Source organism: Acidaminococcus sp. (assembly GCF_050873445.1).
In the GTDB taxonomy this organism is placed as follows: Bacteria; Bacillota; Negativicutes; order Acidaminococcales; family Acidaminococcaceae; genus Acidaminococcus.
On sequence record NZ_JBNMIU010000033.1, the window covers coordinates 1 to 24,599 of the forward strand.

21 protein-coding genes, 1 tRNA gene, 1 rRNA gene and 1 pseudogene are annotated in these 24,599 nt (G+C 54.2%); 5 read left to right on the forward strand and 19 right to left on the reverse strand.

Annotated elements, in window-relative coordinates:
- Positions 1-197: 197 nt before the first annotated feature.
- The 3 genes and pseudogenes from ACR0QW_RS06855 to ACR0QW_RS06865 all read right to left on the reverse strand — a co-directional run.
- A pseudogene (locus ACR0QW_RS06855) lies at positions 198-1,016 on the reverse strand (hypothetical protein); the annotation flags it as partial.
- 388 nt (positions 1,017-1,404) lie between these two features.
- A complete protein-coding gene (serA, locus tag ACR0QW_RS06860; protein WP_432642963.1) occupies positions 1,405-2,994 on the reverse strand; it encodes a phosphoglycerate dehydrogenase in 1,590 nt (529 codons plus the stop codon).
- A gap of 319 nt (positions 2,995-3,313) precedes the next feature.
- Complete coding sequence (locus ACR0QW_RS06865) at positions 3,314-4,297, reverse strand: DNA recombination protein RmuC (protein ID WP_432642964.1); 984 nt, start codon at positions 4,295-4,297, stop codon at positions 3,314-3,316.
- Positions 4,298-4,456: 159 nt separating this feature from the next.
- Between ACR0QW_RS06865 and ACR0QW_RS06870 the strand changes: the two genes are divergently transcribed.
- Positions 4,457-5,065: a TetR/AcrR family transcriptional regulator gene (locus ACR0QW_RS06870; protein WP_432642965.1), complete on the forward strand. Its 609-nt coding sequence runs from the start codon at positions 4,457-4,459 to the stop codon at positions 5,063-5,065.
- Positions 5,066-5,295: 230 nt separating this feature from the next.
- Positions 5,296-5,688 (forward strand): TIGR04076 family protein, encoded by a 393-nt coding sequence (locus ACR0QW_RS06875; RefSeq protein ID WP_432642966.1) that lies wholly within the window; start codon positions 5,296-5,298, stop codon positions 5,686-5,688.
- 254 nt (positions 5,689-5,942) lie between these two features.
- Here the strand turns inward: ACR0QW_RS06875 and ACR0QW_RS06880 are convergent, their stop codons facing one another.
- The 3 genes from ACR0QW_RS06880 to ACR0QW_RS06890 form a co-directional block, all read right to left on the reverse strand.
- A complete protein-coding gene (locus ACR0QW_RS06880; RefSeq protein WP_432642967.1) occupies positions 5,943-7,271 on the reverse strand; it encodes a threonine/serine ThrE exporter family protein in 1,329 nt (442 codons plus the stop codon).
- Positions 7,272-7,415: 144 nt separating this feature from the next.
- Entirely contained in the window at positions 7,416-9,530 is a 2,115-nt protein-coding gene (locus ACR0QW_RS06885) for a heavy metal translocating P-type ATPase (RefSeq protein WP_432642968.1), read from the reverse strand.
- A 35-nt stretch (positions 9,531-9,565) separates the two neighbouring features.
- Positions 9,566-9,859: a DUF6110 family protein gene (locus ACR0QW_RS06890; protein ID WP_432642969.1), complete on the reverse strand. Its 294-nt coding sequence runs from the start codon at positions 9,857-9,859 to the stop codon at positions 9,566-9,568.
- 347 nt (positions 9,860-10,206) lie between these two features.
- On the opposite strand from ACR0QW_RS06890, the gene ACR0QW_RS06895 reads away from it, so the two are divergent.
- Positions 10,207-10,476: a type II toxin-antitoxin system RelB/DinJ family antitoxin gene (locus tag ACR0QW_RS06895; protein WP_432642970.1), complete on the forward strand. Its 270-nt coding sequence runs from the start codon at positions 10,207-10,209 to the stop codon at positions 10,474-10,476.
- Positions 10,477-10,540: 64 nt separating this feature from the next.
- Here ACR0QW_RS06895 and ACR0QW_RS06900 read toward each other — a convergent pair whose 3' ends face one another.
- Positions 10,541-11,860 (reverse strand): ATP-binding protein, encoded by a 1,320-nt coding sequence (locus tag ACR0QW_RS06900; RefSeq protein WP_432642971.1) that lies wholly within the window; start codon positions 11,858-11,860, stop codon positions 10,541-10,543.
- Between the two features lie 219 nt (positions 11,861-12,079).
- Between ACR0QW_RS06900 and pepT the strand changes: the two genes are divergently transcribed.
- On the forward strand, positions 12,080-13,345 hold the full coding sequence (gene pepT / locus ACR0QW_RS06905; protein WP_432642972.1) for a peptidase T: 1,266 nt from the start codon (positions 12,080-12,082) through the stop codon (positions 13,343-13,345).
- A gap of 21 nt (positions 13,346-13,366) precedes the next feature.
- On the opposite strand, the gene ACR0QW_RS06910 is transcribed toward pepT, so the two are convergent.
- The 8 genes from ACR0QW_RS06910 to ACR0QW_RS06945 form a co-directional block, all read right to left on the reverse strand.
- On the reverse strand, positions 13,367-15,535 hold the full coding sequence (locus ACR0QW_RS06910; protein ID WP_432642973.1) for a Tex family protein: 2,169 nt from the start codon (positions 15,533-15,535) through the stop codon (positions 13,367-13,369).
- Between the two features lie 94 nt (positions 15,536-15,629).
- Positions 15,630-16,298 carry an energy-coupling factor transporter transmembrane component T gene (locus ACR0QW_RS06915; RefSeq protein ID WP_432642974.1) on the reverse strand — a complete coding sequence of 223 codons (669 nt, stop codon included), beginning with the start codon at positions 16,296-16,298 and terminating at the stop codon, positions 15,630-15,632.
- Positions 16,295-17,113, reverse strand: a complete 819-nt coding sequence (locus ACR0QW_RS06920; protein ID WP_432642975.1) for an energy-coupling factor ABC transporter ATP-binding protein — start codon at positions 17,111-17,113, stop codon at positions 16,295-16,297. Before ACR0QW_RS06920 ends, ACR0QW_RS06915 begins: the two co-directional genes overlap by 4 nt.
- A complete protein-coding gene (locus ACR0QW_RS06925) occupies positions 17,110-17,970 on the reverse strand; it encodes an energy-coupling factor ABC transporter ATP-binding protein (protein WP_432642976.1) in 861 nt (286 codons plus the stop codon). Before ACR0QW_RS06925 ends, ACR0QW_RS06920 begins: the two co-directional genes overlap by 4 nt.
- Positions 17,963-18,532: a tryptophan transporter gene (locus ACR0QW_RS06930; protein ID WP_432642977.1), complete on the reverse strand. Its 570-nt coding sequence runs from the start codon at positions 18,530-18,532 to the stop codon at positions 17,963-17,965. Before ACR0QW_RS06930 ends, ACR0QW_RS06925 begins: the two co-directional genes overlap by 8 nt.
- 101 nt (positions 18,533-18,633) lie before the next feature.
- The gene (locus tag ACR0QW_RS06935; protein WP_432642978.1) at positions 18,634-19,335 is read right to left on the reverse strand and encodes a TetR/AcrR family transcriptional regulator; all 702 of its coding nucleotides are present in this window, start codon (positions 19,333-19,335) and stop codon (positions 18,634-18,636) included.
- Positions 19,336-19,538: 203 nt separating this feature from the next.
- A complete protein-coding gene (locus ACR0QW_RS06940) occupies positions 19,539-19,982 on the reverse strand; it encodes an Hsp20/alpha crystallin family protein (RefSeq protein WP_432642979.1) in 444 nt (147 codons plus the stop codon).
- Positions 19,983-20,168: 186 nt separating this feature from the next.
- A complete protein-coding gene (locus ACR0QW_RS06945; protein WP_432642980.1) occupies positions 20,169-20,978 on the reverse strand; it encodes a C39 family peptidase in 810 nt (269 codons plus the stop codon).
- A gap of 141 nt (positions 20,979-21,119) precedes the next feature.
- On the opposite strand from ACR0QW_RS06945, the gene ACR0QW_RS06950 reads away from it, so the two are divergent.
- Positions 21,120-21,464, forward strand: coding sequence for a heat-shock protein Hsp90 (locus ACR0QW_RS06950; protein WP_432642981.1), 345 nt, complete (start codon positions 21,120-21,122; stop codon positions 21,462-21,464).
- Between the two features lie 42 nt (positions 21,465-21,506).
- On the opposite strand, the gene fumC is transcribed toward ACR0QW_RS06950, so the two are convergent.
- From fumC to rrf, 4 genes are all read right to left on the reverse strand, one after another.
- A complete protein-coding gene (fumC, locus tag ACR0QW_RS06955) occupies positions 21,507-22,883 on the reverse strand; it encodes a class II fumarate hydratase (RefSeq protein ID WP_432642982.1) in 1,377 nt (458 codons plus the stop codon).
- Positions 22,884-23,004: 121 nt separating this feature from the next.
- Positions 23,005-23,080 (reverse strand) — tRNA-Lys (locus tag ACR0QW_RS06960).
- Between the two features lie 57 nt (positions 23,081-23,137).
- Positions 23,138-24,355: an NAD(P)-dependent oxidoreductase gene (locus ACR0QW_RS06965; RefSeq protein WP_432642983.1), complete on the reverse strand. Its 1,218-nt coding sequence runs from the start codon at positions 24,353-24,355 to the stop codon at positions 23,138-23,140.
- A gap of 149 nt (positions 24,356-24,504) precedes the next feature.
- Positions 24,505-24,599 (reverse strand): 5S ribosomal RNA (gene rrf, locus ACR0QW_RS06970); the annotation flags it as partial.

Below are 24,599 nucleotides of genomic sequence, written 5' to 3' on the forward strand. Positions count from 1 at the left end.
ATATCCATTCAGGATATCCTCCTTTCAAAATGAAGTGGTTGGTAGCCATCTTCATTTTACCAAAGGAGGATTTTTTGGTATAGCTAAAAGCTTTCCAGAACCCCACGCATAGCGTGGGGTTTTCAAACCCGACAAAAAAGTAACGAGATGGCACAACCATCTCGTTACTAAGGTCTAACTTTTTGGGGTCACATCATTTGGGCAAAATACTTTTTCTTTTCTTCTTCTACGTCAAACCCGAAGATCTTGGGGATCACGTTGATGCCCAGGATCAGGAAAAGCACCCCGAAAGGATAGCCGATGGAGTGGCCGACACCCACACCGGCTTTGGCTTCTGTCACGAACACTTCCACATCTGCCGGCTGCAGGCTCTGGGTATTTTCCAGCGTCATGGTTGCCGGGATTTCCTGCCCTTTCAGTTTAGCATCACGGGCTTTGGCGCCATTGACAATGGCCAGGATCTTCTGTTTGGTTTTGTCATTTTCGTTCTGGAAATTCTGAGCCAACCGTCTGGATTCTGAATCAGAAGATTCCGTAGCAGCTGCCAGACCAGCAGAGCTGGTCAGCGCACCGGTGTACGTACCAGTGATCTGGTACGGACTCAGGTTATCCAGTGCCCGGGAAAAGCCGTAAGAAGAAACAGCCCCCACCAGCGGGATGAAAATGGCCAGGATCACGAACTGACGCCCGAATTTATTGATGGCGTATTTCATATCCTTGGCCGCCAGCAGCCCGGTGCCCACAATGAAAATCAGCAGAGCCAGATTCATCAGAGACCCATCGATGATCTTCCCCTGCATGATCTTGGTAGCGGAAGCGAAATACTTGCTGCCTTTGGCGATGGTGGCAGCATAGCGGGTCAGGAAGTAACCGATAACCAGACCCACGAACAGGGTCCCGGTGATCCCGAATTTGAATTTCCGGAACTTCAGTTCTCCGAACAGGTTCCCCAATGCCATGGTCAAGAACAGCAGGACCAGCGGATTGAGGAAAAATGCGATGACGTTAAATTGCATAATGTTCCCCCCTCGATAAATAAAAAATAAAAGATGGAAATAAGAAAAAATTGGAATGGATCCATTTTTACCGAAATGACGTAAATTTTATAATAGTTTTATAAATTATTTTAAATAACAGGAAAATTCGAAAACAGCAAGGGAAATTCTTACATTATCATCATTTTTCTTATATTTTATACTAAGTGCTCTGAATTTGCAAGGAAATATATTGTATAACGTTCGTGTTTTACAAAAACAGCAAAAAAGAAAGATATGAAAAATACTTTTTCATACCCTGTCCCTAGGCATTAGCCACAAGTCACTGGCCCATGGAAACCAACTGATGCTGACAAAAATATAAGGGCTGCGAAAAATGATTTCACAGCCCCTTTTCTATTCAATCTTTTTATAAAGTTACAAAATCGGCGCTCAGGATCCCGTCCAGTCCTTCGACCATCTTCAGGGTTGCCTTTTCCACCGGACTGTCCACGGTCATGATCATCATGGCGCTGCCGGTCCTGGCGTTCCGGGCTACCTGCATAGTGGCGATGTTCACATGGGCGGCCCCCAGCAGGGTCCCGATCTGGCCGATCATACCCGGCTTGTCATCGTTCTTGGCCAGGATCATGTAATGTTCCGGCACCAGATCATACTGATAACCCTGCACTTCCGTGATATGGGCCGTTTCATCCGGAGCCACGGTACCCGCTGCCGTAAATACCTTTTCACCGCTGTACACCTTGATGCTGACCCGGTTCAGCCGGCCTTCCCCGTTCATCTTGCCTTCTACGACAGCCACACCCCGGGTTTCAGCAGCCAGTTCAGCATTGACCATGTTCACCCGTTCCTTCAGGATGGGATCGAACAGGCCCTTCAGGATGCTCCGGGTGATCAGCGTGGTCTCCAGCTGGGCAGCAGGCCCTTCATACAGCACTTCCACCTTGTCCACCGGATCTTTTTCCAGCTGGTAGTACAGCTTGCCCAGGCATTCACCCAGCTGCAGATACCCCATCATGCCCTCCAGTTCCTGGGGATGCAGAGCCGGCAGGTTGACTGCATTGGGCACCATCTGGCCTTTCAGCACGTTCACCACTTCCTGGGCGATGGAGATGCCCACCTTGTCCTGGGCTTCAGCCGTATCGGCACCCAGATGCGGGGTCAGTGTGCACTGATCCATACCGATCAGCGGAGAAATGGGTTTGGGTTCGTCCACCAGCACGTCCAGACCGATGCTGGCCACCTGGCCTTCCTGGATGGCTTCCGCCACAGCCTGCTCATTGTACAGGCCGCCCCGTGCGCAGTTCACCAGCCGTACGCCCTTCTTGCATTTCTTCAATTCTTCTTTGCCGATCATGTTGATGGTTTCTTCCGTCTTCGGCGTATGGATGGTGATTACATCGGATTTGGCCAGCAGTTCATCCAAGGTTTCGCATTTTTCAACCCCCAGCCGTTTGAACCGGGCATCGGGGATGTACGGATCGTAGGCGATGACTTTCATTTCAAAGGCCTGCATCCGTTTGGTCACCAGGGCGCCGATCCGGCCCAGACCGATGATGCCCAGGGTTTTATGGTACAGTTCCACGCCCTTCAGATTCTTCCGGTCCCATACCCGGCTTTCAATCATTTTCTGGGCCCGTACCGTATTCCGGCAGGAAGCCAGCATCAGGCCAATGGTATGTTCCGCGGCGGAAATCACATTGGCTTCCGGCGTGTTCACCACGATGATGCCCCGCTTGGTGGCTCCATCGATATCGATGTTGTCCACACCGTTGCCAGCACGGCCCACCACTTTCAGGTTCCTGGCAGCCTGATAGAATTCTTCGTTGATCTTCGTCACACTGCGGACGATGATCGCATCATAGTCTCCCACGATTTTTAATAATTCTTCCCGCGGGATATCGAATTTTACAGTAACTTCCAAATCCGGCTGGGCTTTCAGCATTTCCACGCCCTTATCCGAAATCCGTTCCACCACGATGACTTTTTTCTTGTCCATAGTTTTTTTCTCCTTACTTCCCCCAAAAGGGTAAAATAAAAACTCCCGTGCCTGACCCCCTAAACGGGTATGTCAAGGACGGGAGAACCTCTCACGTGGTGCCACCTTATTTCGCTGCAAAGCAGCCTCATTTCCAGGATAACGGCTTGGCCGGATGGGTTGCGACCCCCACCATCTCAGGAGTGGATTCCACAGGATCTTCCGCTGCTTCGCACCGCCAGCAGCTCTCTGCAATAGGCAAGGCCCTGTGTACTTGGTTCCTTCATAGATACTTTTTGCAATATATCAATTTAGGCAGTTCAAGCACTTGCTTACAAGTTTAGCCATTGTCAGCCGTATTGTCAAGGGCCTTCGTAAATTTTTCTGCCCGGTCCAGGTGTTTCTTCAAGATCCTTGTACGGTCTCCAACGGACTCCATGGCCGACTGGGCTTCCGCCAGCTTCTTTTCCGCCCGCTCCACTGCCGTTTCGAAGGCCCCCAGATCCGTATTGATCTGGGCCACCAGCCGCCATACCTGGCTGGTCTGCTTCTGCACCACCAGAGTACGGAATCCCATCTGCAGGCTGTTCACCACCGCCGCCAGCGTGGTTGGCCCCACCAGGGTCACCCGGTATTTCCGCTGGAGTTCACTCATGAGTCCGGGGCGGGACACGGCTTCTGTAAAAAGGCCCTCCAATGGCAGATACAGCAGTCCAAAGTCGGTGGAATAGGGCGGTGCGATGTATTTATCCCGGATATCTTTTGCCTCACTCTTGAGACGGATTTCCAGCTGCTTCAGGGCCAGGGTTTCGGCATCCCTGTCCCCGTCATCCCGTGCCTGCACCAGACGCTGATAATCCTCCAGGGGGAACTTGGCATCGATGGGCAGCCACACCGGTGCATCCCCGGTCCGGCCCGGCAGCCGGATGGCAAATTCCACCCGTTCCTGGCTGCGGGGCCGGATGGCCACATTGGTTCCATACTGTTCAGGAGCCATCATGTCTCCCAGCAGGTTTCCCAACTGCATTTCACCCCAGATGCCCCGGTTCTTTACGTTGGTCAGCACTTTTTTCAGGTCGCCCACCCCCTGGGCCAGGGACTGCATGGACCCCAGGGACCGGTTGACCATGGCCAGCCGGTCGCTGACCACACTCATGGACAGGGTTACCTTCTGATCCAGACTGTCCCGCAGCCGGTCCGCGTCTTCCCGGGCCTGCTGATTCTGCAATTCCTCCCGTTCTCCCAAAGCCTTCTGGAGCTGATACAGCATGATGATCAAAAAAATCAGGGCGCAGAGCACTGCTCCCAATAAAACAGTTTCCATATACGATTCCGCCTTTCCCAAACTCTGGTTCCATTATAACAAAAGAAAAGCGAACTTGCACGAACAAATGTTCCTTATTTCGTCTCTTTCGGTTCCGGGATTTTTGCGCTATAATAAAATTAATCGCATAAGTAATTAATTGAGGAGGAAGGGTTCGCCATGCACAGACGGAACTCAGAAGAAACCATGCAGCGGCTGCTGGACGCCGGCGCCGAACTGTTCGATCAAAAAGGCTACCACAACGTGTCCATTAAGGAGATCGGCCGGCTGGCCGGCTGCAACAGCGCCCTGATTGCCTACCACTACGGCAGCAAACAGGCCCTGTACCAGGCCATCATCGAAAGCCAGCTGCAGGCTCTCCAGCAGCTGCAGGTACGTCTGGATAAAGAAGGACTCCCGCCCCTGGAACGACTGAAAGAATACCTCCACACCATCCTGAAGAGCCAGCTGGATCCCAGGCGTCACATGGTCATCCTGTATCAGGAACTGATCACCCATTCGGGACTTCTTACCTCCGATTCCTGGAGCCGGCTGGCCCGGATGGGAGATTATGTGCAGACCCTGCTGATCCGGGCCGTGGCAGAAGGCGAACTGAAAGCCCCCCAGGAAAAAGACGATTACAGCTATGTGACCTTCATCCTGACCGCCGTCACCGAAATGCTGTTCCTGGTAAAAGACCGGCCCCTGCTGTCCAACCCTGAAGGCCATCCCAGCGATGTGATGCTGGAAAAGCTCATCAATTATGTTTTCCGGCCATTGATGCCGTAAAAAAGAGCGCCGTGGATTCGCTGGGTATTCGTAAAACAGTTTTCGAGAAATGACACGGCAACTGCCGGTCAGAACTGGTTACGGGTACCCGGCTAGGCCGAGGAAGCATCAAGTCCCATGTCCGCACCGCAAAGGTGTTGGCATGGGGCTTTTTGCATATCGAAGTGTTCTTTCATTGGAGAGTATGGTATACTCGGCTTAATAAATCGAAATTTGCGGAGGTAAAAACAATGAAACATAAAGTGAAAGTGACAGTGTTAGACAAAAAATTGTATCCAGAATTGCAGCAGCAATATTGTGTAGACCCTGTTTCCGGTGCCTGCCCTTGTTATAATGTAGGTGATGAGTTTGTATTCTATCGGGACGATAAGCGGGATGACTTCTGGCACATGGGCCTGAACACACTGGTTAAGACTGATGGTGATGCAGATGCTGTTGCCGGTGGGCCAAAAATGCCGTTTTGTTCCGAAGCATGGGATGCGATTTCACGGTACATTTATACAGGCTTGCAGGGTGGCTCTATCATGAAAGACTGGATGAAGAACGAAAATGAAATGATTACCTGCTGTTCTGATGGTACACGCCCGGTAATCTTCAAAATTGAGAGAATTGATTACGAATAAGGCATCGACAAATTCCAGTTTGCCGTACTCGTTCCCAGCAGGGTTTGGGGCAGGCACGCCCCAACAAGAAGCTGTCCCAAGGGGGCAAGAATTTTCAAGAATTGAAAATTTGTGGCCACGGGACGATTCTTGCTCTTCCGAACAAAAGAAAAACCAGAACTGCACAGCTGATTCAGCCAACGGTTCTGGTTTTCTTGTTATCAGGTCAAAATACTGTTTTATAAAGCTCCAGCCTTTTTCCACAGCGCTCTTTTTTACGAACTGTACCGGAAGTTCTTATCCGTCAAGATCCGGGCGGCAATCAATCCCAGAGGCAGGGCCATGATGATGGTCCCGGCCGAAGCGAACCAGGATGCCGACTGGTCCAGGGCCATGCCGCCCAGGTGGTAGATCGCCCGGTACAGGTACAGCCCCGGTACCATGATCACGATGGACGGAACGGTCTGGGCGATCCGTGGATACCCGGTGTGTTTCTTATAAGCCGAAGCCAGCAGCCCCGCCGTCAGGGCCCCCACAAACGCCGCACCGGAAGCCGGGAACCCGGCCAGGTCCACCAGTTCCAGCCGCAGGGTATTGGCCACCGCCCCGAACAGGGCCGCCGTAGCCGCCAGCCGCACCGGACTGTTGAACATCACAGAGAAGCCGAAGACCCCGCAGAAGCTGGCCACCAGCCGCAGCGCCAGCGTTGTACAGGGAGTCAGCCCCAGAGGCACGAAATTCAGCGGCTGCAGCCCCAGGATCCTGGCCATCCCCCAACCGGTCAGCGTGGCCACCAGGATGATCAGCAGGGCATAGGCCAGCCGTTCCAGGCCCGATCGCAGATCCAGCTTGGACAGGTCGATGCCGCTGGTGATGAACGGGAATCCGGGAATCAGAAACAGCATGCCGCAGATGTAACCGGCCTGATGCACCGGTGCCACGTGGAGCCATGTTTCTCCGGCCCATAAGCCCAGCGTATAGACCACACTGGCCGTCACCACCGCCAGGGCGATGTTCAGGAACAAGGTAAAATGTTTCCGGATCAGACTGGAACGGACAAAATTCCCGAATCCGGCTGCCAGGAAAGCCAGCAGGATTTCCGGGACCCCGCCTCCCAGCAGAAAAGTAAATCCGCCACAGGCCAGCGCCGAAGCCAGGCCCAGCTGCAGGGGCGAATACAGGGCCGGGGTCTTGTTCAGCCGGTCCAGTTCCTGATGGATCTCCTCCCCGGTCAAGGTCAGGCAGTGTTTATGGAAACCGCTGACGAACTGGTCCACCTTATACAGTTTGTAGGTATTCACCCCGGTGTTGGGCAGGCACAGGTTCCGATATACGCCACGCTGCCCGTCATAACAGTTGAACCCGATATCCATGAGCCCGATGCTGGCCGTGCAGGTCACTCCCAGCTGCAGGGCCAGGGTATTCATGGAGCTGCGCACCCGCCAGGCCCCGGTCCCGCAGGACAACATGATCAGTCCCACCCGTCCAATGATGGAGGCCTTTTCCTCCAGTGTTGCCTCCGTTATGGGGCACTTCCGGTTCTGTTTCGAATAGGTGTGCCAGGGCACCTCCATATGGTGTTTTTCCAGCACATTTGTCAGCATCTTTTTCCCCTGTTCCAGGATTGCATCCGTGCACACCCCGATCACGCTTCTTTCCAAAAATTTGTTTTTTATTATACTCCTGTTCCCTTCAGGACGCAAAACAAGGGGCTGTGAAAAATATTTTTTCACAGCCCCTTGTTTTTCCTATGCTTCCATCAGGTCCGTCATGCTGTGGAGACTGATGGCAATGGTGGATCCGTTGTGCAGCAGTGCCGTCGTTGCCGGAGGCAGGATACCCATGACCCCCAGGCCGATCAGGCCTGCATTGAACGTAATCACGAAATCATAGTTGAACTGGACCCGCTTCATCAGCAGGGTGCTGATTTCCTTCAGCATCACCAGCTGCTGCAGATCGTGGGCCGAAATGGTGATATCGGCGATTTCCCGGGCGATATCCGCCCCTTCGGCAATGGCTACACCGGCATCGGCTTCCGACAGGGCCGGCGAATCGTTGATGCCGTCACCCACCATCACCACACGGTGACCGCGGGCCTTGGCTTCCTTCACGAACCGGGCCTTGTCTTCCGGCAGCACTTCGGCGAAGAACTTGTCCACCCCGATCTTGGCGGCTACCGCAGCGGCCGTCCGTTCACTGTCGCCGGTCATCATCACCAGATTTTTGAATCCGGCTTTTCGCAGGTTCTTCAGGACCTGAGGTGCTTCCGGACGCAACGGGTCCTGGATGCAGATGATAGCCACCAGTTTGCCGTCCAGGGCCATGTAGATGTGGGAATATTCTTCCGGCCGACTTTCGTACAGAGCTTCTTCGCCTTCAGGGATCACGCACTTCTCATCATCAAAAATGAAGTGGCCGGACCCGATGACGATCCGTTTGCCGTCCACCATGGAAGCAATCCCGTGGGCCACGATGTATTCCACCTTACTGTGCATTTCATCGTGAGTCAGCCCTTCGTCCGCTGCCTGGCGCACAATAGCGTTGGCTACCGAGTGAGGGAAATGTTCCTCCAGGCAGGCCGCATAGCGCAGCACCGTAGCACGGTCATACCCGTTGAAGCAAAGTACATCTGCTACCTTGGGTTTGGCCAGGGTCAGGGTACCCGTCTTATCGAAGACGATGGTATCTGCCTGGGCTACGGCTTCCAGGAATTTACCGCCCTTGACGGTGATCTTGTGGGTGCTGCATTCGCGCATGGCCGACAGCACCGCCAGAGGCATGGACAGTTTCAGGGCACAGGAGAAGTCCACCATCAGGATGGACATAGCCCGAGTCAGGTTCCGGGTAAGCAGATAGGTGAGCAGCGTCCCGCCCAGACACCAGGGCACCAGTTTATCAGCCAGATGGCTGGCCCGGCTTTCCAGGTTGGACTTGAAGCTCTCGGAATCCTGGATCATCTTCACGATCCGGTCGTACCGGCTGTTGCCGGCACCGCCCTTGACTTTGACCACGATTTCGCCGTCTTCCACCACGGTCCCGGCGTAAACCGTCAGGCCCGGCGTCTTATGCACCGGCATGGATTCGCCGGTCATAGAAGCCTGGTTCACCATGGCATCGCCGCTGACGACTTCCCCATCCAGCGGGATGGTGCTGCCCATCTTCACGCTGACCAGGTCCCCGGCCTGTACATCGGCCAGGGAAACTTCCACTTCCGAACCATCCACCACCTTCCACACCGTGTCGATGTGGAGAGACATGTTGTCTGCCAGATTGTGGATGCTCTTCTGATAGGTCCATGCTTCCAGCAGTTCGCCGATATGCAGCAGCAGCATCACGGACCCGGCCGTACTGATGTCTTTCTGCAGCACGGCTGCCGTGATGGCTGTAGCATCCAGTACCGGCACATCCAGACGGCGGTGCCACAGGGATTGCAGACCCAGTTTCACAAAACCGATGGTATGGTACCAGCAACGTACGGTCCGGATGGGCAGCGGCAGGAACCATTTGCTGGCAAAATGCCGGGCCACCAGACTGATCAGTTTATTCCGATACAGCCGGTTCAGCTGCAGGGCCTGAGCCTTTTCCTTCGTGGCTTTCCGCAGATCCGGATCGTCCATGTTCAGACGGGCCAGAGCCTTGATGATTCCCTGCCGGATACTGCCGGTTTCATCCGGCTTGTACAGTACGGCAATGCCGGCAGCGCCGGAATACAGTTTCACCCTCCGGATACCGGGTACCCGCTGCAAACCGCCCAGGATGGCAACCCCCTGCTCCAGGTCGAAAGCACGTACACTCCGCCCGGCCACAGCCAGGCAGCGTACCCGCAGACGCCCCGGTACTTCATGTTGGATTTGAAATTTCATAGCTCTCGCGCTCCTTTTCTATAAAGGAACTGAGCTTACTTTGCTTCGTCTTCGACAACCGGTGCAGCCGCTTCTGCCTTGGCTTTTTCAGCAGCTTCGGCATCTTCCAGCTTCTGGTTTTCTTCCTTGGCAGCGGCTACGATATCGTCAGCCTGAGCCTGCAGGGAAGCAGAGCTTTCCGCAGCGCATTTCTGCACACGCAGAGCAGCAGCCGTAGTCTTTACCAGAGCCTTTTTCACCATTTTGGATTTGGCTACCCGTTCACCCAGCAGACCCAGTACAGCACCGCCTGCTACCAAACCCGTTTTGATCCAGTCTTCTCTTTCCATGTTCAATGTCCCCTTTCCTGACGCACCTTCACTTATGCGCCCTTCCTGATGTTTTTCCCGATGGTTTTCGCTTATTAGGAAGCTGTGGAACATGAGTTGGCAGAGTGCCGATCTCTGCTGGCGTCCTAATACCCTTCCAGCAGAGCCGCATTAAAATCAGATTTCCTACCGACCCCAGTATCATGCGGGATACAGTCTTTTTGACTTATTTTTTATTATAACCCCAGTGAATTTCAAAAAGCAACTGGTTTGCATGGTTAATTATAATATGATTTTTAGATTTAGTATTGACATCTCATTGCATTAGCTTTATAATGCGCATATCACAATTCTGGAGGTTGATTTCTATGGCATCTGTCAACGTAAATATCCGCATGGATGCGGACTTGAAGACGCAATTTGAAACATTCTGCAATGAAGTGGGTATGAACATGACCACCGCTTTTACCATTTTTGCAAAACGTACCGTCCGGGAAAACCGGCTTCCTTTTGAAGTTTCTGCGGACTGCCGCCGGGCAGCTGTGCAGCAGATTCCTCCGGATCCCGATGCACCCAAGGCCGCAGAACAGAAACCGGAAGACATGTTCCAGGAAATCAAGAACGATTTCAACATTTAAAAAGAGAGGGTGTGAAGAAATGAGAAATCATTTCTTCACACCCTCTCTTTTGCTGGCAGATGGCTCAATAGGCACTTAACAGGAACCCCATATACATGGGAAGTTCCAGCACATTCCCTTTTCTTTCCACATTTTCCGCACTCAGCTGGATGGCCTGTTCCACCTGGTACTTGTCCGGCTGCTGGAGCAGGGTCTTCAGGCTCTTTGTATTGCCTGTGGACGGAGTGGCTTTCACCAGGGTACTTTTGCCCTGGCAGCGGATCACAAAATCCACTTCCAGACCAGAGTTCTTATGGTAATAGTACAGCTTCCGCCCGCTCTTGGACAGCAGATCCGCCGCCAGGCTCTCATATACGGCACCCTGACACCCGGACAGATCTCCCTGCAGCAGCTTCAGCCGGTTCTCACCGGTAAGCATGGCCGCATACAGGCCCACATCCTTCATATATACTTTAAAAATGGTATCGATGGCGTGCCGTTCCAGGGGCAGTCCCGGTTCCGTCAGATTGTGGCAGCGGGTCACGATACCCGCTTCCTCCAGCCAGGTCAGGGCTCCCTCGAACTGGGAGGCCTTGGACCCCTTCTTCAACTGGGCATACTGGTACTTCTTGTTTTCCTTGTCCAGCTGCAGAGGCACCGCATCCAGCACCGTCTTCAGCTTGGCCCGTGCCCGCTTATTCACATCCACGAACAGGTTCTCTTCATAGTCTTTCAGGATTTCCTGCTGTTTGGCCAGCACGGCGTTCAGATCATGGGTCTGCACATAAGTCTCCACCACTTCCGGCAGACCGCCCACTACCGCATACTGGCGGAGCAGTTCGTTCAGCCGCAGGTGCAGGGCTTCCGGCACCGGAGTCTCCTTGTCCAGGCTCTGATGCAGCATATCCAGTACCGGGGTGGTAATGCCGTTGGCCCACAGGAATTCCTCAAAATCCAGGGGCACCATGTTCACCACGGTCTCGCTGCCCACCGCAATGAGAGCCGGTTCCTTGCCGTAGCCCTTCACTCCCAGCAGGGACCCGCAGGCGATGACATCATACCGGCCGTCTTTTTTGAAGGCCTTCAGCGCCGTCCGGGCTTCCGGACACTCCTGGATCTCATCCAGGACCAGGACTGTCTTGTATGGTTCGAACAGGGCTTCCGGTCCCACCAGAGCCGTAATCAGCATCACCAGATAGTTCACATCCAGAGAATCCTTGAAAATGGCTGCATAATCCGGTTTTTCCTGGAAATTCAGATACACCACATGGGCATAATTCTTCCGGGCGAAATCCAGGATGGAGGTGGTCTTGCCGCAATGACGGCAGCCTTTGATCACCAGAGGGTTGTGTTGGGGGACCTGTTTCCAGGTCTGCAGGAATTTTTCAATCTTGCGCTGAAGCATGGCACTCCTCTTTCTTTGACAAATGAAAAACAAAACGAAACTCAAACAGCTTCTTATACTTTACAAGAAACGAAACGATTTTTCAAGGAACTTTTTATAATTTTTCCCATTTTCTTTATTAATGATTGGAAGTTCCCTATAATAACAGGAGAATGGTCCTCCCTTTTATAATATGTATGGTACAATGAGTCCGACAACATGCTTACAAGGAGGTCCCTCATGTCTGAAATCACCGACGAATTGCTGACCCGCTTTCTGCGGTACATCAACATGCCTTCCCAGAGCAAGGCCGGTACCGGCACGGTCCCCAGCACCTCAAGCCAGTGGAATATGGCAAGACTGCTGGAAGCTGAACTGGAACTGCTGGATCTGGAAGACCTGCATCTCAGTGACCACTGCGTCCTTACCGGATACCTGCCTGCCAGCCTGCCGGCCGGTTTTAGCGGCAAAGTCCCCAAACTCGGCTTCTGCTGCCATCTGGATACGGTGGACGTGAACCTGAACCCTGCCGTCCATCCCCACCTGGTGAAAGCCTATCCGGGCGGCGATGTGGTATTGAATGCAGAAAAGCACCTGATCATGCAGGCAGCCGATCATCCGGAGCTGGCTGCCCATATGGGTGAAGACATCGTCTTTACCGATGGTACCAGTGTGCTGGGTGCCGACAACAAGGCAGCCCTGGCCAATGTGATGACTCTGCTCCACACCCTGGCCACCCACCCGGAGATCCATCATGGTGATATCTACATCGCTTTTGTTCCCGATGAAGAAGTGGGATTGCAGGGCAGCAAATCCCTGGAGCTGGACCGGTTCCCGGTGGATTTTGCCTATACCATCGACAGCTGCGAAGTGGGTGAAGTGGTATACGAGACCTTCAATGCCGGCTCCGCCACGATTACCATCCAGGGAGTCAGTGCCCATCCCATGAACGCCAAGGGCCGATTGGTAAACCCGACCCTGCTGGCCGTGGATTTCGCCAGTTTCTTCGATCGGAAAGAGACACCCGAATGTACGGAGGGCAAGGAAGGATATATCTGGATCAAAACCATCCATTCCAATGCTTCCCAGGCTGTGATCCAGCTTGCCATCCGTGATCACAGCAAGACCGGCTATGAAGCAAAAAAGGACGCCATCCGGCAGAACGTACAGCGGCTGCAGCAGCAGGAACCCAGGGCCACCATTTCCTGCAGTCTGGAAGACATCTACGGCAATATTGCCGATGCCATGACCCCCGGGAACCGCAAGGCAGTGGATTTCCTGTATGAAGCCCTGGACGAGCTGGGCATCGCTCCCCGTACCATCGCCATGCGCGGCGGCACTGACGGGTCGTTCCTTTCCACCCGGGGCATCTTTACCCCCAATTATTTCACCGGAGGCCTGAACTTCCATTCTCCCTACGAATGTCTGCCTGTGCCCTCCCTGGAAAAATCCTATAATGTATCCCTGAAAATCGTAGAAAAAGTAGCCAAAGAGGCTGGCGTCTGATGATGCGCCAGCCTCTTTTTTTTACACCCCTTTCAGCGACAGCCCGATCCGTCCCCGTTTTTCGTCCACGCTGATGACTTTCACCTGTACCACATCCCCCACGCTCATCACATCCAGGGGATGCTTGATCCGCCGGTTGCTCATTTCAGAAATATGGATGAGTCCGGCGGTTTTGATGCCGATATCCACGAAGGCCCCGAAATCCGTCACGTTCCGGATGGTGCCCCGCATAACGCTCCCCACTTTAAGGTCCGACAGCTTCACGATGTTCTGCCGGGTAAGCGGTGCCGGCAGATCCTCCCGGGGATCCCGCCCGGGGCTCACCAGGGCATCCAGGATGTCATGCACCGTGGGCAACCCGGCATCCAGCTCTTTCGCTATTTTCGTCTCGTCCACCAGCTTCCGTTTGGATGCCAGGAGCGCCAGCTTGTCCTTATCTTTCAGGTCCTTCACCGCAAAGCCCATTTTGTCCAGCAGGACCTCCGCCAGCCTGTAAGATTCCGGATGCACCGGCGTGGCATCCAGAGGACTCTTCCCGTCCAGGATCCGCAGGAATCCGGCGCACTGGGTAAAAGCCGCCGGACCCAGCCGGGGCACCTTCAGCAGCTGCCGCCGCCCGGTGAATTTCCCGTTTTCGTTCCGGTAGGCCACGATATTCCTGGCCGTACCGGCCGTGATGCCGGCCACATGGGACAGCAGCGCAGGAGAGGCCGTGTTCAGATCCACTCCCACATGATTCACCGCCATTTCCACCACCCCGTCCAGGGTCCCGGTAAGGACTTTCTGGTCCACATCATGCTGATACTGCCCCACCCCAATGGCCTGAGGATCGATTTTCACCAGTTCCGCCAGAGGGTCCTGCACCCGCCGGGCCATGGATACAGCTCCCCGGATGGTCACGTCATACTCCGGCAGTTCCTCTTTGGCCAGTTTGGAAGCCGAATACACCGAAGCCCCGGCCTCATTGGTAATCAGGTAATGCACATCCCGCAGGTGGTGCTGCTGGATCAGCTGAGCCGCAAACTGCTCGGTTTCGTAGGATGCCGTGCCGTTGCCGATGGAAAGCAGGGTCACATGATGCTTTTGGATCATATCCAGAATGGTTGCCTCTGCCCGCTTTTTCTGCCCCTCGCTCTGGGTCACCTGGATCACTCCATGGTCCACCACCTGACCGGTAGGATCCACCACGGCCACCTTACAGCCAGTGCGGTAACCCGGGTCCAGTCCCATGACCGTACGTCCCGCCAGAGGCGCCTGGAGCAGCAGCTGCCGCAGATTGGCCCCGAATACCTTAATGGCCTGGGCTTCGGCATTTTCCGTCAGAGTACGGCGGATTTCCCGTTCCAGGGCCGGGAACAGCAGCCGTTTCCAGCTGTCCGCCAGAGCCAGTTCCAGCTGTTCCTGATAAATGGACCGGCGATGGAGGAACCGGCGATGCAGCAGCTGCAGGGCACGTTCCTCCTCCCACTGCAGATGGACCTTCAGGCAGCCTTTCTTTTCGCCCCGGTTGATGGCCAGTACCCGGTGGGAAGGCAGGGTCCGCACAGGCTCCTGGTAGTCCTGATACATCAGGAAGGTCTGGGCTTCATCGGCATCCTTTACCAATTCTGTCTGCAGCACCCCGTAATTCCACATTTTCTGCCGCAGATCTTTCCGCAGATCCGCATCTTCGGAAACCATTTCCGCCACAATATCCCGGGCTCCTTCCAGGGCCATTTCCGGCGTCTCCACGCCCTTTTCCGGAGCCACATAGGATCGGGCCGCCTCCAGGGCTGTACCATGGTTCTCCCGCTGCAGCAGGAAGGCATTGGCCAGGGGTTCCAGGCCTTTTTCCCGTGCCTGCTGTGCTCTTGTCCGCCGTTTTTGCTTATAGGGCAGGTACAGGTCTTCCAGCTCCGTCAGTTTCTGGGCTTTTTCGATGGCCTGGCGCAGGGCCGGTGTCAGTTTTCCCTGTTCGTCGATCTTGGCCAGGATTTCCTCCTGGCGCTTTACCAGGTTCCGCAGGGTAGTCAGCCGCTCCTCGACAGTCCGGATCTGTTCGTCCTCCAGAGAACCGGTGACCTCTTTCCGGTACCGGGCGATGAAGGGGACAGTATTCCCCCCGTCCAGCAGTCCTATGGTCTTTTCCACCTGCCAGGGCTTGCAGCCCAGTTCCCCGGCGATCAGCGGTGCAATATCAGTTTGTTTCATATCGTTCTCCTTTGAAAAAAGGTGTGAAAAAAATACAGGAACTGTGAAAGATGATTTCACAGCTCCTTTCTGGCTCACAGCCGCTCCACGGCTCCTAAATATGCTTCACCCAGATGGGATACGTACTCAATATGATGATCAGCAGCAGGATCACATAATCCCCTGCGTTCAGCCGCATAGGCCGCCGGTTTTTATAGGTATTGGGCCCGAACCCCTTCAGTTCCATGGAAAGGGCCAGGGTATCCGACTTGGCCACTGCCCGCATCACCAGCGGCTTCACCACCGCCAGATACGCGTACAGCCGTTTGAAGGCATTGCCCCGGTTGGAATACCCCCGGCAGGACTGGGCATCCAGGGTAATGGCCGAATCGGACAGGAAGTCCGGCACGAACCGCAGGGCCGTGGTCAGCATGAAGGCGTATTCATAGGGCATATGGAATTTTTCCACCAGGGCCTGAGCAATGTCCTGGATCCGGGTGGAAGCCAGCAGACACAGAAATGCCGTCGTCATGACGAACATCCGCAGCCCGCCGGCCAGTGCCGCATAAAGAGGTGACCCGAACAGCAGCTGCAGCACCACCATCATCCCGGTGAATACAGTCAGAGTCCCGATAGCCGCCATGGTCATCCGGTCCCTCTTGATGTACAGCAGGATCACCAGTTCCAGGGCCAGGATCGTGGCCACTGCCGGTACCGGCAGCAAAAACACCCAGGCTGTTACCGCCAGTACCAGGATCAGTTTCGTAAAAGCGGTCAGCTTCATGCCTTGCCACCTTCTTTCTCTTTCTTCAGTTCCAACTGGTCACACAGGGCTTCCGGACTGTCCGCTTCCACTCCGAACAGTGCTCCCAGCCGGGCCAGTACCGGCTGCTTCAGTCCCCATTTCTCAATGGGCCGCTTGCCGTCGAACAGTTCCTTCGTACGGCCGTCGTACACCAGCTTCCCGTCATGGAGGACCAGGGAATGCGTGGTATACTTCCGTGCGATTTCCATATCATGAGTGATCAAAATCAGAGTAATGTGCTTTTCCGTCTGCAGTTTGGACAGGTAGTTCATCATATGGAGTTTTTCCTGTTCATCCTGCCCGTTGGTGATTTCGTCCAGGATCAGCGTCCGGGGCTGCAGAGCCAGGGCCACCGCTACCCCCAGCCGCCGTTTCTGTCCAAAGGAAAGCCCACGGGGATACTGATCCAGATAGGGAGTCAGTCCCATGGCTTCCACAGCCTCCCTTACCTGTTTGTCCAGGTCCGCTTTGGGCATCTTCCGGTTCTGCAGGCCATAGGCCACTTCATCATATACCGTATCTCCCAAAAGCTGCAGATCCGGATTCTGGAACACATATCCCACCTTGTCCGTCAAATCTGCCGGTTCGCAGTCCACAATGTCCACGCCGTTCACCAGCACCTGTCCGCTGCGGGGGTGGCTCAGCGCCATAAGCAGCCGGCTCAGGGTGGTTTTGCCGCTGCCGTTATGCCCCAGCAGGGCTACCGCTTCTCCATCTTCCACCTTGCACTGGATGTCCTGCAGCACGGGCACTCCTCTGCGATAGGCGAAGTTCACTTCTTTTGCTTCTATCATGCCTTGCCTCCCTGGAAATTCCGGGTCAGTTCCTCTTCCGCCTCGTCCTCACTGCGCCAGTTCCCCAGCTGGCAGTGGAATTTTTCTTCCAGTCCCAGCTTTACCAGCCACAGTTCCGGCAGGTTTTCCCGCAGGTCTTCCTGTTGGAATGCATCCCGGGCCGCCTGTTCGAAAGGCCCCTGTACCCGGGCTTCGCCGTCGCTGATCAGCACCAGATCCGTCATGTAGGGCAGCAGGTAGTTCAGGTCGTGCTCCACCACCACTACGGTCATGTTGTGCTGTTTGTAGATCTGATACAGCAGGGCATAAAGGGACCTGGCTCCGTCCGGATCCAGCGCCGATACCGGTTCGTCCAAGATCAGCACTTCCGGCTGACAGGCCAGCACCGAAGCCAGCAGCAGCCGCTGCCGCTGGCCTCCGGACAGTTCGTCCAGCTGGTAGCTTTCCCGGCCGGGCAGACCCACATCCGCCAGGGCCTGACTCACCCGCTGGTCCACTTCGTCCGGCGAGAAGCCATGGTTCAGCAGGCCGAAGGCGATTTCCTCCCCGGCCGTCAGGGACACCATCTGGCTTTCGTAATCATCCATCATAATGCCCACCCGCATGGCGATTTCCGAAATTTTCTTTCCTTTGATGTCTTCGCCCAGCACTTCCACCTTGCCCTGGTACCGCCCTCCGTAATAAAAAGGTACGATACCCGTCATGGCCTTGCACAAAGTGGTCTTGCCAGCGCCGCTGGGTCCAGCAATAGCTGTGAAGCTGCCTTTCTGGATATCCAGGTTGATGTCCTTCAGTACCAGTTCACTGTTCAGGTAGGCAAAATAAAAATCCGAAATCCGGATGGCACTTTCACTCATGGTGTTTTCCCTCCGTTGCATAGAAAATCTTCCGCACCGGGCTGAACAGCACCTGGGTCACCACACCGTTCAGTGCTCCCACAGTGAACACCACCGGCAGCATGGCATGAGTCCAGACGGCAAGCGGCAGCCCCAGCACCAGTTTCAGGATGTAGGTGAATACGGCGCCGCTGACACTGGTGGCCACAAATCCCACGATGAAGGGTTTCACCTTCAAATTCTCCAGGTGGGTCAGGGCGAAGGCTTTCACCAGGATGCAGGCCGTCAAGGCCCCGCCCACCTCACTGGCGATGTTCCCCAGGGGGAAAGCCGATTTGGAGGAGGGGATCAGGGTCAGCCCGGCCACGAACCCGATGCCCAGCGCCCGGGTCAGCCCCGGCTTCGTCAGACAGATGGTAATGGAATACATGGCGATGGTCCAGTTGGGAGTGACCCCGCCCACATTGGGGCTGATGGTATGGAGGATGACACCGATGGCCAGCAGCAGGGCCGTTATGGCCACCCAGCGATGGGTGTCCCGGGCTGCTTCCACGGTAATCAGATCCGGAATCGGTTTGTCCATGATTGCTATACTCCTTTGTTGCAAATGTATGAATATAGTTTAGGAGGCAATTCCACGACTGTCAAGCAAAAGAGGGCATAAAAAAAGCTGTGACAGGCAAATCACAGCTCCGCAAATATCTGCTGGCTCACGGCCAGCATTTTATTTTTCTGGGTTTCCAGCTCCACCAGCAGCAGATCGATCTTGTCCCGGGGAACATCGAAGATTTGCAAGGCTTGGGTCAGGCACAGTTTTTTCAGATTGTCCCGGGGGAACAGGTATCTGAACTCATGGCTCAGGATGTATCCGCTCATGGACGCCCGCACCAGCAGGATCCGTTCATAACACTCCTGCAGGGTGAACTTCCGGGCAAAAGTCAGATGGGCATAGGAAGCATGCCGGTCCACCAGGATTTCAAACAGAGATGGCGTGGTGTACATGGTCTTGTAGATGCTGCACAGCATGGCGCTGTGCTCCACGGCTTCCAGAGCAATGGCCAGCGGCATGATGTACTGGTACAGAGCCAGCATCTCTCTGGCGTCCTTTTTCAGCAGGATTTCCGAAGGCTGCAGTTCCTCCTCCAGGATTTCCTGGGCCCGTTCCATGAATCTTTCCGTGATCCCGGCCAGGATATCGTCCTTGGACTTGTAGAGCCGCCGGATTTCCGTAGGACTGATGCCGGACAGTTCACTGATCCGCGACAGTGTAGTCCGTTGATAGCCCACTTCCCGCAGCAGGTTGTTTACCGTATGCAGGATTTTTTCCTGCATCAGCTGCTGTTTTGGAGTCTCGTCCGTCCATGTTGTTTTTCTGTTCCTGCCCATCCTGCTCGCTCCAATCTGACGAATTCTTTAGTAGTGTACCATACCCCCATCCCCCATTCAATGTACCCTGGAAAAGTTCATCTTTTTATCATAGTAGGTTTGTGTCCCTCCTGTAAACTCACGGATTTTTAAGTGACTGTCCAGTCAGTCCTTATACAAAAATAACCCCTGCCGGGTTCTCCGACAGGGATTATTGCAGGCCATCAGCCTTCGATGGCAATATATTTCCTGTTGTCCACTTTCTGGGCTTCCTTCTTGGGTACGCTGAGTTCCAGGATCCCGTTTTCGTATTTGGCCTTCACATCATTTTCGGTGACACCTTCACCCACATAGAAGCTCCGGGCGCACTGACCAAAAGTACGTTCACGACGGATGTATTGGCCCTTCTTGTCCTTTTCGTCCTTATCCACACCCTTGCTGGCGCTGATAGTCAGATACCCGTTCTGCAGCTGTGCATGGATTTCATCTTTCTTGAAGCCCGGCAGATCGATATCCAGTTCATAGTGGTCGCCCACATCCTGCACATCGGTCTTCATCATATTTCTGGCATGTTTCCCGTACAGAGGATTCCGCACAGAGAATACGTCATCAAAGTCATCCATCAGATCATCAAACACATTATCATTGAAAACAGCAGGCAGTAACATAAGCCATTCCTCCATTCAATCTTGGCCTTGAAGGTCAGCTTTTGAGACTACCGAAAGGCTTTCGGATTCCCGGGGTTCCGCAGAGGAACCCTTCTGAGGGTCTTTCCTTCGTCCGACTATTATACTAGCACATGTTGTTAGCACTGTCAAGTGTCGAGTGCTAAAAAGTCAAATATTTTTTGACTTTTATGGTTTGGCCGGCGAAACAATCAGGAACAGGTTATGATTCCCTCCTTCTTTCTCCGGGAACTGGCCATACATATCGAAGGTGGAAAAGAACCGGGCTGCCGGAATGATGCCGTACCCGTCCTGGTCATGGTCCGTGGTATCATAGGGATCCGCCACGATCAGCACATCATCCTGGATATCTGCTGTACCCATATCATCGTAGCCGATGATTACCTGCCAGTGGCCGCCCCAGTCGATCCAGCCGATCAGGATGGGTTTACCGGCTTTCAGCGCAGCCTTGATGTCCTCCGGCCCAAAGGCCTTCCCCGCTTTGGCATAATCCTCTGTGGTCACCAGATCAAAACCGCCCACTTTCCGAAACATATCCTTCATCTGTTCCAGGGTGGTACCCGGATACCCATTAGGGAAGCCAGGCACCTGCACATCCTTCAAAGGATGACGCAGATCCGCCAGCTTCTGTTCCGTCCAGTCCTTCTGCCGACCATACCAGTTCAGTACCATCAGCGCCGAAGCCGGACCGCAGGACCATTCACTGGACTGCTGGAGCGTCTTGAAACAGGGCAGGATGGTCAACGAACCTTTGGAATGCATATGATAGAAATCTGGATGGGCATAGTAGGGGGATTTCTTGTGATCCAGTTTCCGTTCGATGGAAACAGCTCCCTGATCCTGGGTGATTTTCTCCACCCCGGTGATTTTCATATCATCCATAAAGTTATTCTGCTGCACCGCCAGTGCCGGCAAAGTCATACTCCCCGCCAAAAGCCCGGTGAATACCGCTGCAGCCATTTTTTTACCAAAAATCATACCATTCACCTCATTTGTCAATCGTAGCCATGGAACACAGGAATGAAATCCTGTTTCATTATATCAAAAAATCCTGCCTTTTTTCCGGCAAAGGTGCTATAATATAGTTGTAATAAATTAAGTTACAGGAGGATGATTCCCATGGCAACGCATGAAGAATTGGTTTCTGAAGTGAAAAATCTGGCAGCCGCTCCCAGTGTATACAGCGGTTTGAAAGATCTGGCTGAAAAATGGCTTGCTGCCGACGGCACCGCTGCCCAGGCAAACCTGACTGCCCTGCTGCGGGCTGCCCTGAAAGAAGATGTCTGCACCATCGACCAGGTGCTGCCTTTCTTTGCCTCCGATGCAGCTAAGAAAGCTTTCGGGGAAGAACAGGCCGCCAAGATGCTGGCCCAGGGCCAGAAGGTGAAAGCCGAAGGCGGTAAATACTGTTTCTGCCCGGCCTGCACCGCCGGTGCCAAGATCCTGGAGATGCTGGGTGAATAAGGGAAAAAAATAGAGCGCCGCGGCTGCGGCGCTCTATTTTTTTTATACCATTTTTTCCGGATGGAATACCTTATCGAATTCGTTCTCTTCCATAAAGCCCAGCTTCAATACGGCTTCTTTCAGGGAAATCTGATCCTTGAAAGCCAGTTTGGCCACCTGGGCACACTTGTCATAGCCGATGTACGGGCTCAGGGCCGTCACCAGCATCAGGGAATGGTGCAGGTTGTAGTCCATTTTCTCCTTGTTGGCCTTGATGCCCACCACGCAGTTCTTCCGGAAGGATTCCATCACATCCCCCAGCAGCCGTACACTCTGCAGGAAATTGTAGATGGTCACCGGCAGGAACACGTTCAGCTGGAAATTCCCCTGGGAAGCCGCAAAACCAATGGCCGCATCATTGCCCATGACCTGCACAGCCACCATGGTCACCGCTTCGCACTGGGTCGGGTTCACTTTGCCCGGCATGATGGAGGAACCCGGTTCGTTGGCCGGAATGGTGATTTCACCCAGCCCGTCCCGGGGCCCGGAAGCCAGCCACCGTACGTCGTTGGCCATCTTCATCAGGTTGGCCGCCAGGGCCTTCAGAGCACCATGGGCAAACACCATATCATCCAGGCTGGTAAGCGCATGGAATTTGTTGGACGCCGTCACAAAAGGGAACCCGGTGTTCTTGGCAATAAACCCGGCCACCTTTTTGTCGAATCCTTTGGGCGCATTCAGCCCGGTCCCTACAGCCGTACCGCCCAGAGCCAGTTCCAGCAGCCCCTTTTCCGCGGCTTTCAGCTCCTGCCGGTTCCGTTCCAGCATGGTCCGCCAGCCGGAGATCTCCTGAGAAAAGGCCACCGGCACCGCATCCTGCAAATGGGTCCGTCCCGTAGTCACAATGCCCTTGTTGGCTTTCTCCAGTTTCTTAAAGGCATCCACCAGATCGTCCAGGTGGGGCAGCAGACGCTTTTCGATTTCCCACACAGCAGCGATATGCATGGCCGTAGGGAAGGTATCATTGGAACTCTGGGACATGTTCACATGATCATTGGGATGCAGCAGGGCTTCCCCGGCCAGTTCGTTGCCCCGGTGGGCGATGACCTCGTTCACGTTCATGTTGCTCTGGGTGCCGCTGCCCGTCTGCCACACCGCCAGCGGGAAGTTCCCGTCCAGTTTGCCCTTCAGGATCTCATCACATACCTTGCCGATGACCTGACACCGTTTCTTGTCCAGTTTGTCCAGGTCCTGGTTGGCCTGGGCAGCACTCTTCTTCAGATAGGCAAAGGCCCGGATCACTTCCATGGGCATCTTTTCCGTACCGATTTTAAAGTTTTCGAAGCTCCGCTCCGACTGGGCTCCCCAGTATTTATCCGCCGGCACCTTGATTTCACCCATGGAGTCATGTTCCATGCGCCATTCTTCTTTTTTCGCCATGCTGCTCCCCCTCACTTTATAGTAGATACCAGAATTATTTCATAGGGACGGTCGTTTGTCAAACATCGCCTGCTATAAAAAAAAACGCCCCTGCAAGCCACAGGGACGTTTTATTTTTAATTGGTGATCCACCCGGGATTCGAACCCGGGACACCCTGATTAAAAGTCAGGTGCTCTACCATCTGAGCTAGTGAATCATTGCGTTACAGCTTAATTATTGTAACAGGAATAACTGGTTTTTGTCAAGGCCTTTTTCACAATTTCTGCATATAGGCATCCATTTCATCAGCAATCTTCTTGGAATACTCCACAGCATGGACCACAGTCTTGGCTCCGGTTACTACATCCCCGGAGGCAAAGACCCCCGGCAGCGTGGTTTCCCCGTCTTCCGTGACTTTCAGATTGCCACGGTCATTCAATTCCAGGCCTTTGTTGTGTTCCACCAGGCGGTGCTTGGGAACCTGGGAAACGGCGATGATGACGCTGTCCACCGGGAACAGTCTGGCCGTATCCTCCAGCACCTTTACATGGCCGTCCATGACTTCCGTGTCCGCTACCATGGGGCCTTCATCCCTGATGGCCACAGCTGTCTTGCGGAACTGGTATTTCACTCCGTCCAGCAGGGAATATTCATACTCATCCGGAGATGCTGATACTTTATCCCGACGCACGAATACCGTCACATTCTTGCAGCCGTGGCGCACCGCCGTCCGGGCCACATCCATGGCAGAGTTGCCGGAACCGAAGATGGCCACGCTCTGCCCCAGATCAACGGAATCCGGATTGTTCAGGTAACTGACAGCATAATGCACATTGCCGAAGGTTTCCCCAGGGATCATCATCCGTTTCGGTCGCCAGGCCCCGGTGCCGATGAATACGGATCGATATCCGTCCTTGAACAGGTCGCTCAAGGTCACATTCCCTCCGATGGTAAAGTTGAAGCGGAATTTGATGCCCATTTTCTTCATCAGGACTTCGTACCGGTCCAGGATGTACCGGGGCAGCCGGAAATCAGGGATGCCATAGCGCATGGTGCCCCCTGCCTTGTCCCGGGAGTCGAAGATGGTGATATCATAGCCCCGTCTGGTCAGGATGATGGCAATGGTAATGCCTGCAGGGCCGGCGCCGATGATGGCTACTTTTTTCCCGTTCCGGGGTGCCATATCAATCTTCAGCCGGTCGAAGCAGGAATCGGAAATATAGCGTTCGATGGCAGAAATGTGCACCGGGGCACCTTTGATCCCCCGTACACAGTGACCTTCGCACTGTGCAGCATGGTTACAAACCAGGCTGCACACTACGGACAGCGGGTTGTTGTCAAACAGCATCTGGGCCGCTTCCATCAATTTATTTTCTTTGAACAGCCGGATCATTTCCGGCACGTTGGTATGGATCGGGCACCCCAGGTTCTGGCAGCGGGGCACTTTGCACTGGAGACACCGATTCGCTTCTTCTAATTCATGGATGGACATGTTCCTACCTCATCATTCCAAAGGATATTTTCAGGATTTCTTTATAGTGTATATGCCGAAAGTCAGGCCTGTCAAGTACAGCAGCAACGAAAACAGGCGACTATATACAAAAAGGAAGAGCACCGCGAATGCGATGCTCTTCCTGGCTTAACCGGCAGCTCCCTATCCTCCCGGAGCGTTTCCACTCGAGTACTTTCGGCGTATAAGGGCTTAACTGCTGTGTTCGGCATGGGAACAGGTGGAT

Bases quoted from the DNA above. Each gene is read 5' to 3' on its own strand.
- ACR0QW_RS06915 (WP_432642974.1), bottom strand. From the start codon at position 16,298: ATGAAGCTGACCGCTTTTACGAAACTGATCCTGGTACTGGCGGTAACA.
- ACR0QW_RS06895 (WP_432642970.1), top strand. From the start codon at position 10,207: ATGGCATCTGTCAACGTAAATATCCGCATGGATGCGGACTTGAAGACG.
- ACR0QW_RS06940 (WP_432642979.1), bottom strand. From the start codon at position 19,982: ATGTTACTGCCTGCTGTTTTCAATGATAATGTGTTTGATGATCTGATG.
- ACR0QW_RS06965 (WP_432642983.1), bottom strand. From the start codon at position 24,355: ATGTCCATCCATGAATTAGAAGAAGCGAATCGGTGTCTCCAGTGCAAA.
- ACR0QW_RS06865 (WP_432642964.1), bottom strand. From the start codon at position 4,297: ATGGAAACTGTTTTATTGGGAGCAGTGCTCTGCGCCCTGATTTTTTTG.
- ACR0QW_RS06950 (WP_432642981.1), top strand. From the start codon at position 21,120: ATGGCAACGCATGAAGAATTGGTTTCTGAAGTGAAAAATCTGGCAGCC.
- ACR0QW_RS06935 (WP_432642978.1), bottom strand. From the start codon at position 19,335: ATGGGCAGGAACAGAAAAACAACATGGACGGACGAGACTCCAAAACAG.
- ACR0QW_RS06930 (WP_432642977.1), bottom strand. From the start codon at position 18,532: ATGGACAAACCGATTCCGGATCTGATTACCGTGGAAGCAGCCCGGGAC.
- ACR0QW_RS06880 (WP_432642967.1), bottom strand. From the start codon at position 7,271: ATGCTGACAAATGTGCTGGAAAAACACCATATGGAGGTGCCCTGGCAC.
- ACR0QW_RS06900 (WP_432642971.1), bottom strand. From the start codon at position 11,860: ATGCTTCAGCGCAAGATTGAAAAATTCCTGCAGACCTGGAAACAGGTC.
- ACR0QW_RS06870 (WP_432642965.1), top strand. From the start codon at position 4,457: ATGCACAGACGGAACTCAGAAGAAACCATGCAGCGGCTGCTGGACGCC.
- ACR0QW_RS06885 (WP_432642968.1), bottom strand. From the start codon at position 9,530: ATGAAATTTCAAATCCAACATGAAGTACCGGGGCGTCTGCGGGTACGC.
- fumC (WP_432642982.1), bottom strand. From the start codon at position 22,883: ATGGCGAAAAAAGAAGAATGGCGCATGGAACATGACTCCATGGGTGAA.
- ACR0QW_RS06925 (WP_432642976.1), bottom strand. From the start codon at position 17,970: ATGAGTGAAAGTGCCATCCGGATTTCGGATTTTTATTTTGCCTACCTG.
- ACR0QW_RS06945 (WP_432642980.1), bottom strand. From the start codon at position 20,978: ATGATTTTTGGTAAAAAAATGGCTGCAGCGGTATTCACCGGGCTTTTG.
- pepT (WP_432642972.1), top strand. From the start codon at position 12,080: ATGTCTGAAATCACCGACGAATTGCTGACCCGCTTTCTGCGGTACATC.
- ACR0QW_RS06920 (WP_432642975.1), bottom strand. From the start codon at position 17,113: ATGATAGAAGCAAAAGAAGTGAACTTCGCCTATCGCAGAGGAGTGCCC.
- ACR0QW_RS06875 (WP_432642966.1), top strand. From the start codon at position 5,296: ATGAAACATAAAGTGAAAGTGACAGTGTTAGACAAAAAATTGTATCCA.
- ACR0QW_RS06890 (WP_432642969.1), bottom strand. From the start codon at position 9,859: ATGGAAAGAGAAGACTGGATCAAAACGGGTTTGGTAGCAGGCGGTGCT.
- serA (WP_432642963.1), bottom strand. From the start codon at position 2,994: ATGGACAAGAAAAAAGTCATCGTGGTGGAACGGATTTCGGATAAGGGC.
- ACR0QW_RS06910 (WP_432642973.1), bottom strand. From the start codon at position 15,535: ATGAAACAAACTGATATTGCACCGCTGATCGCCGGGGAACTGGGCTGC.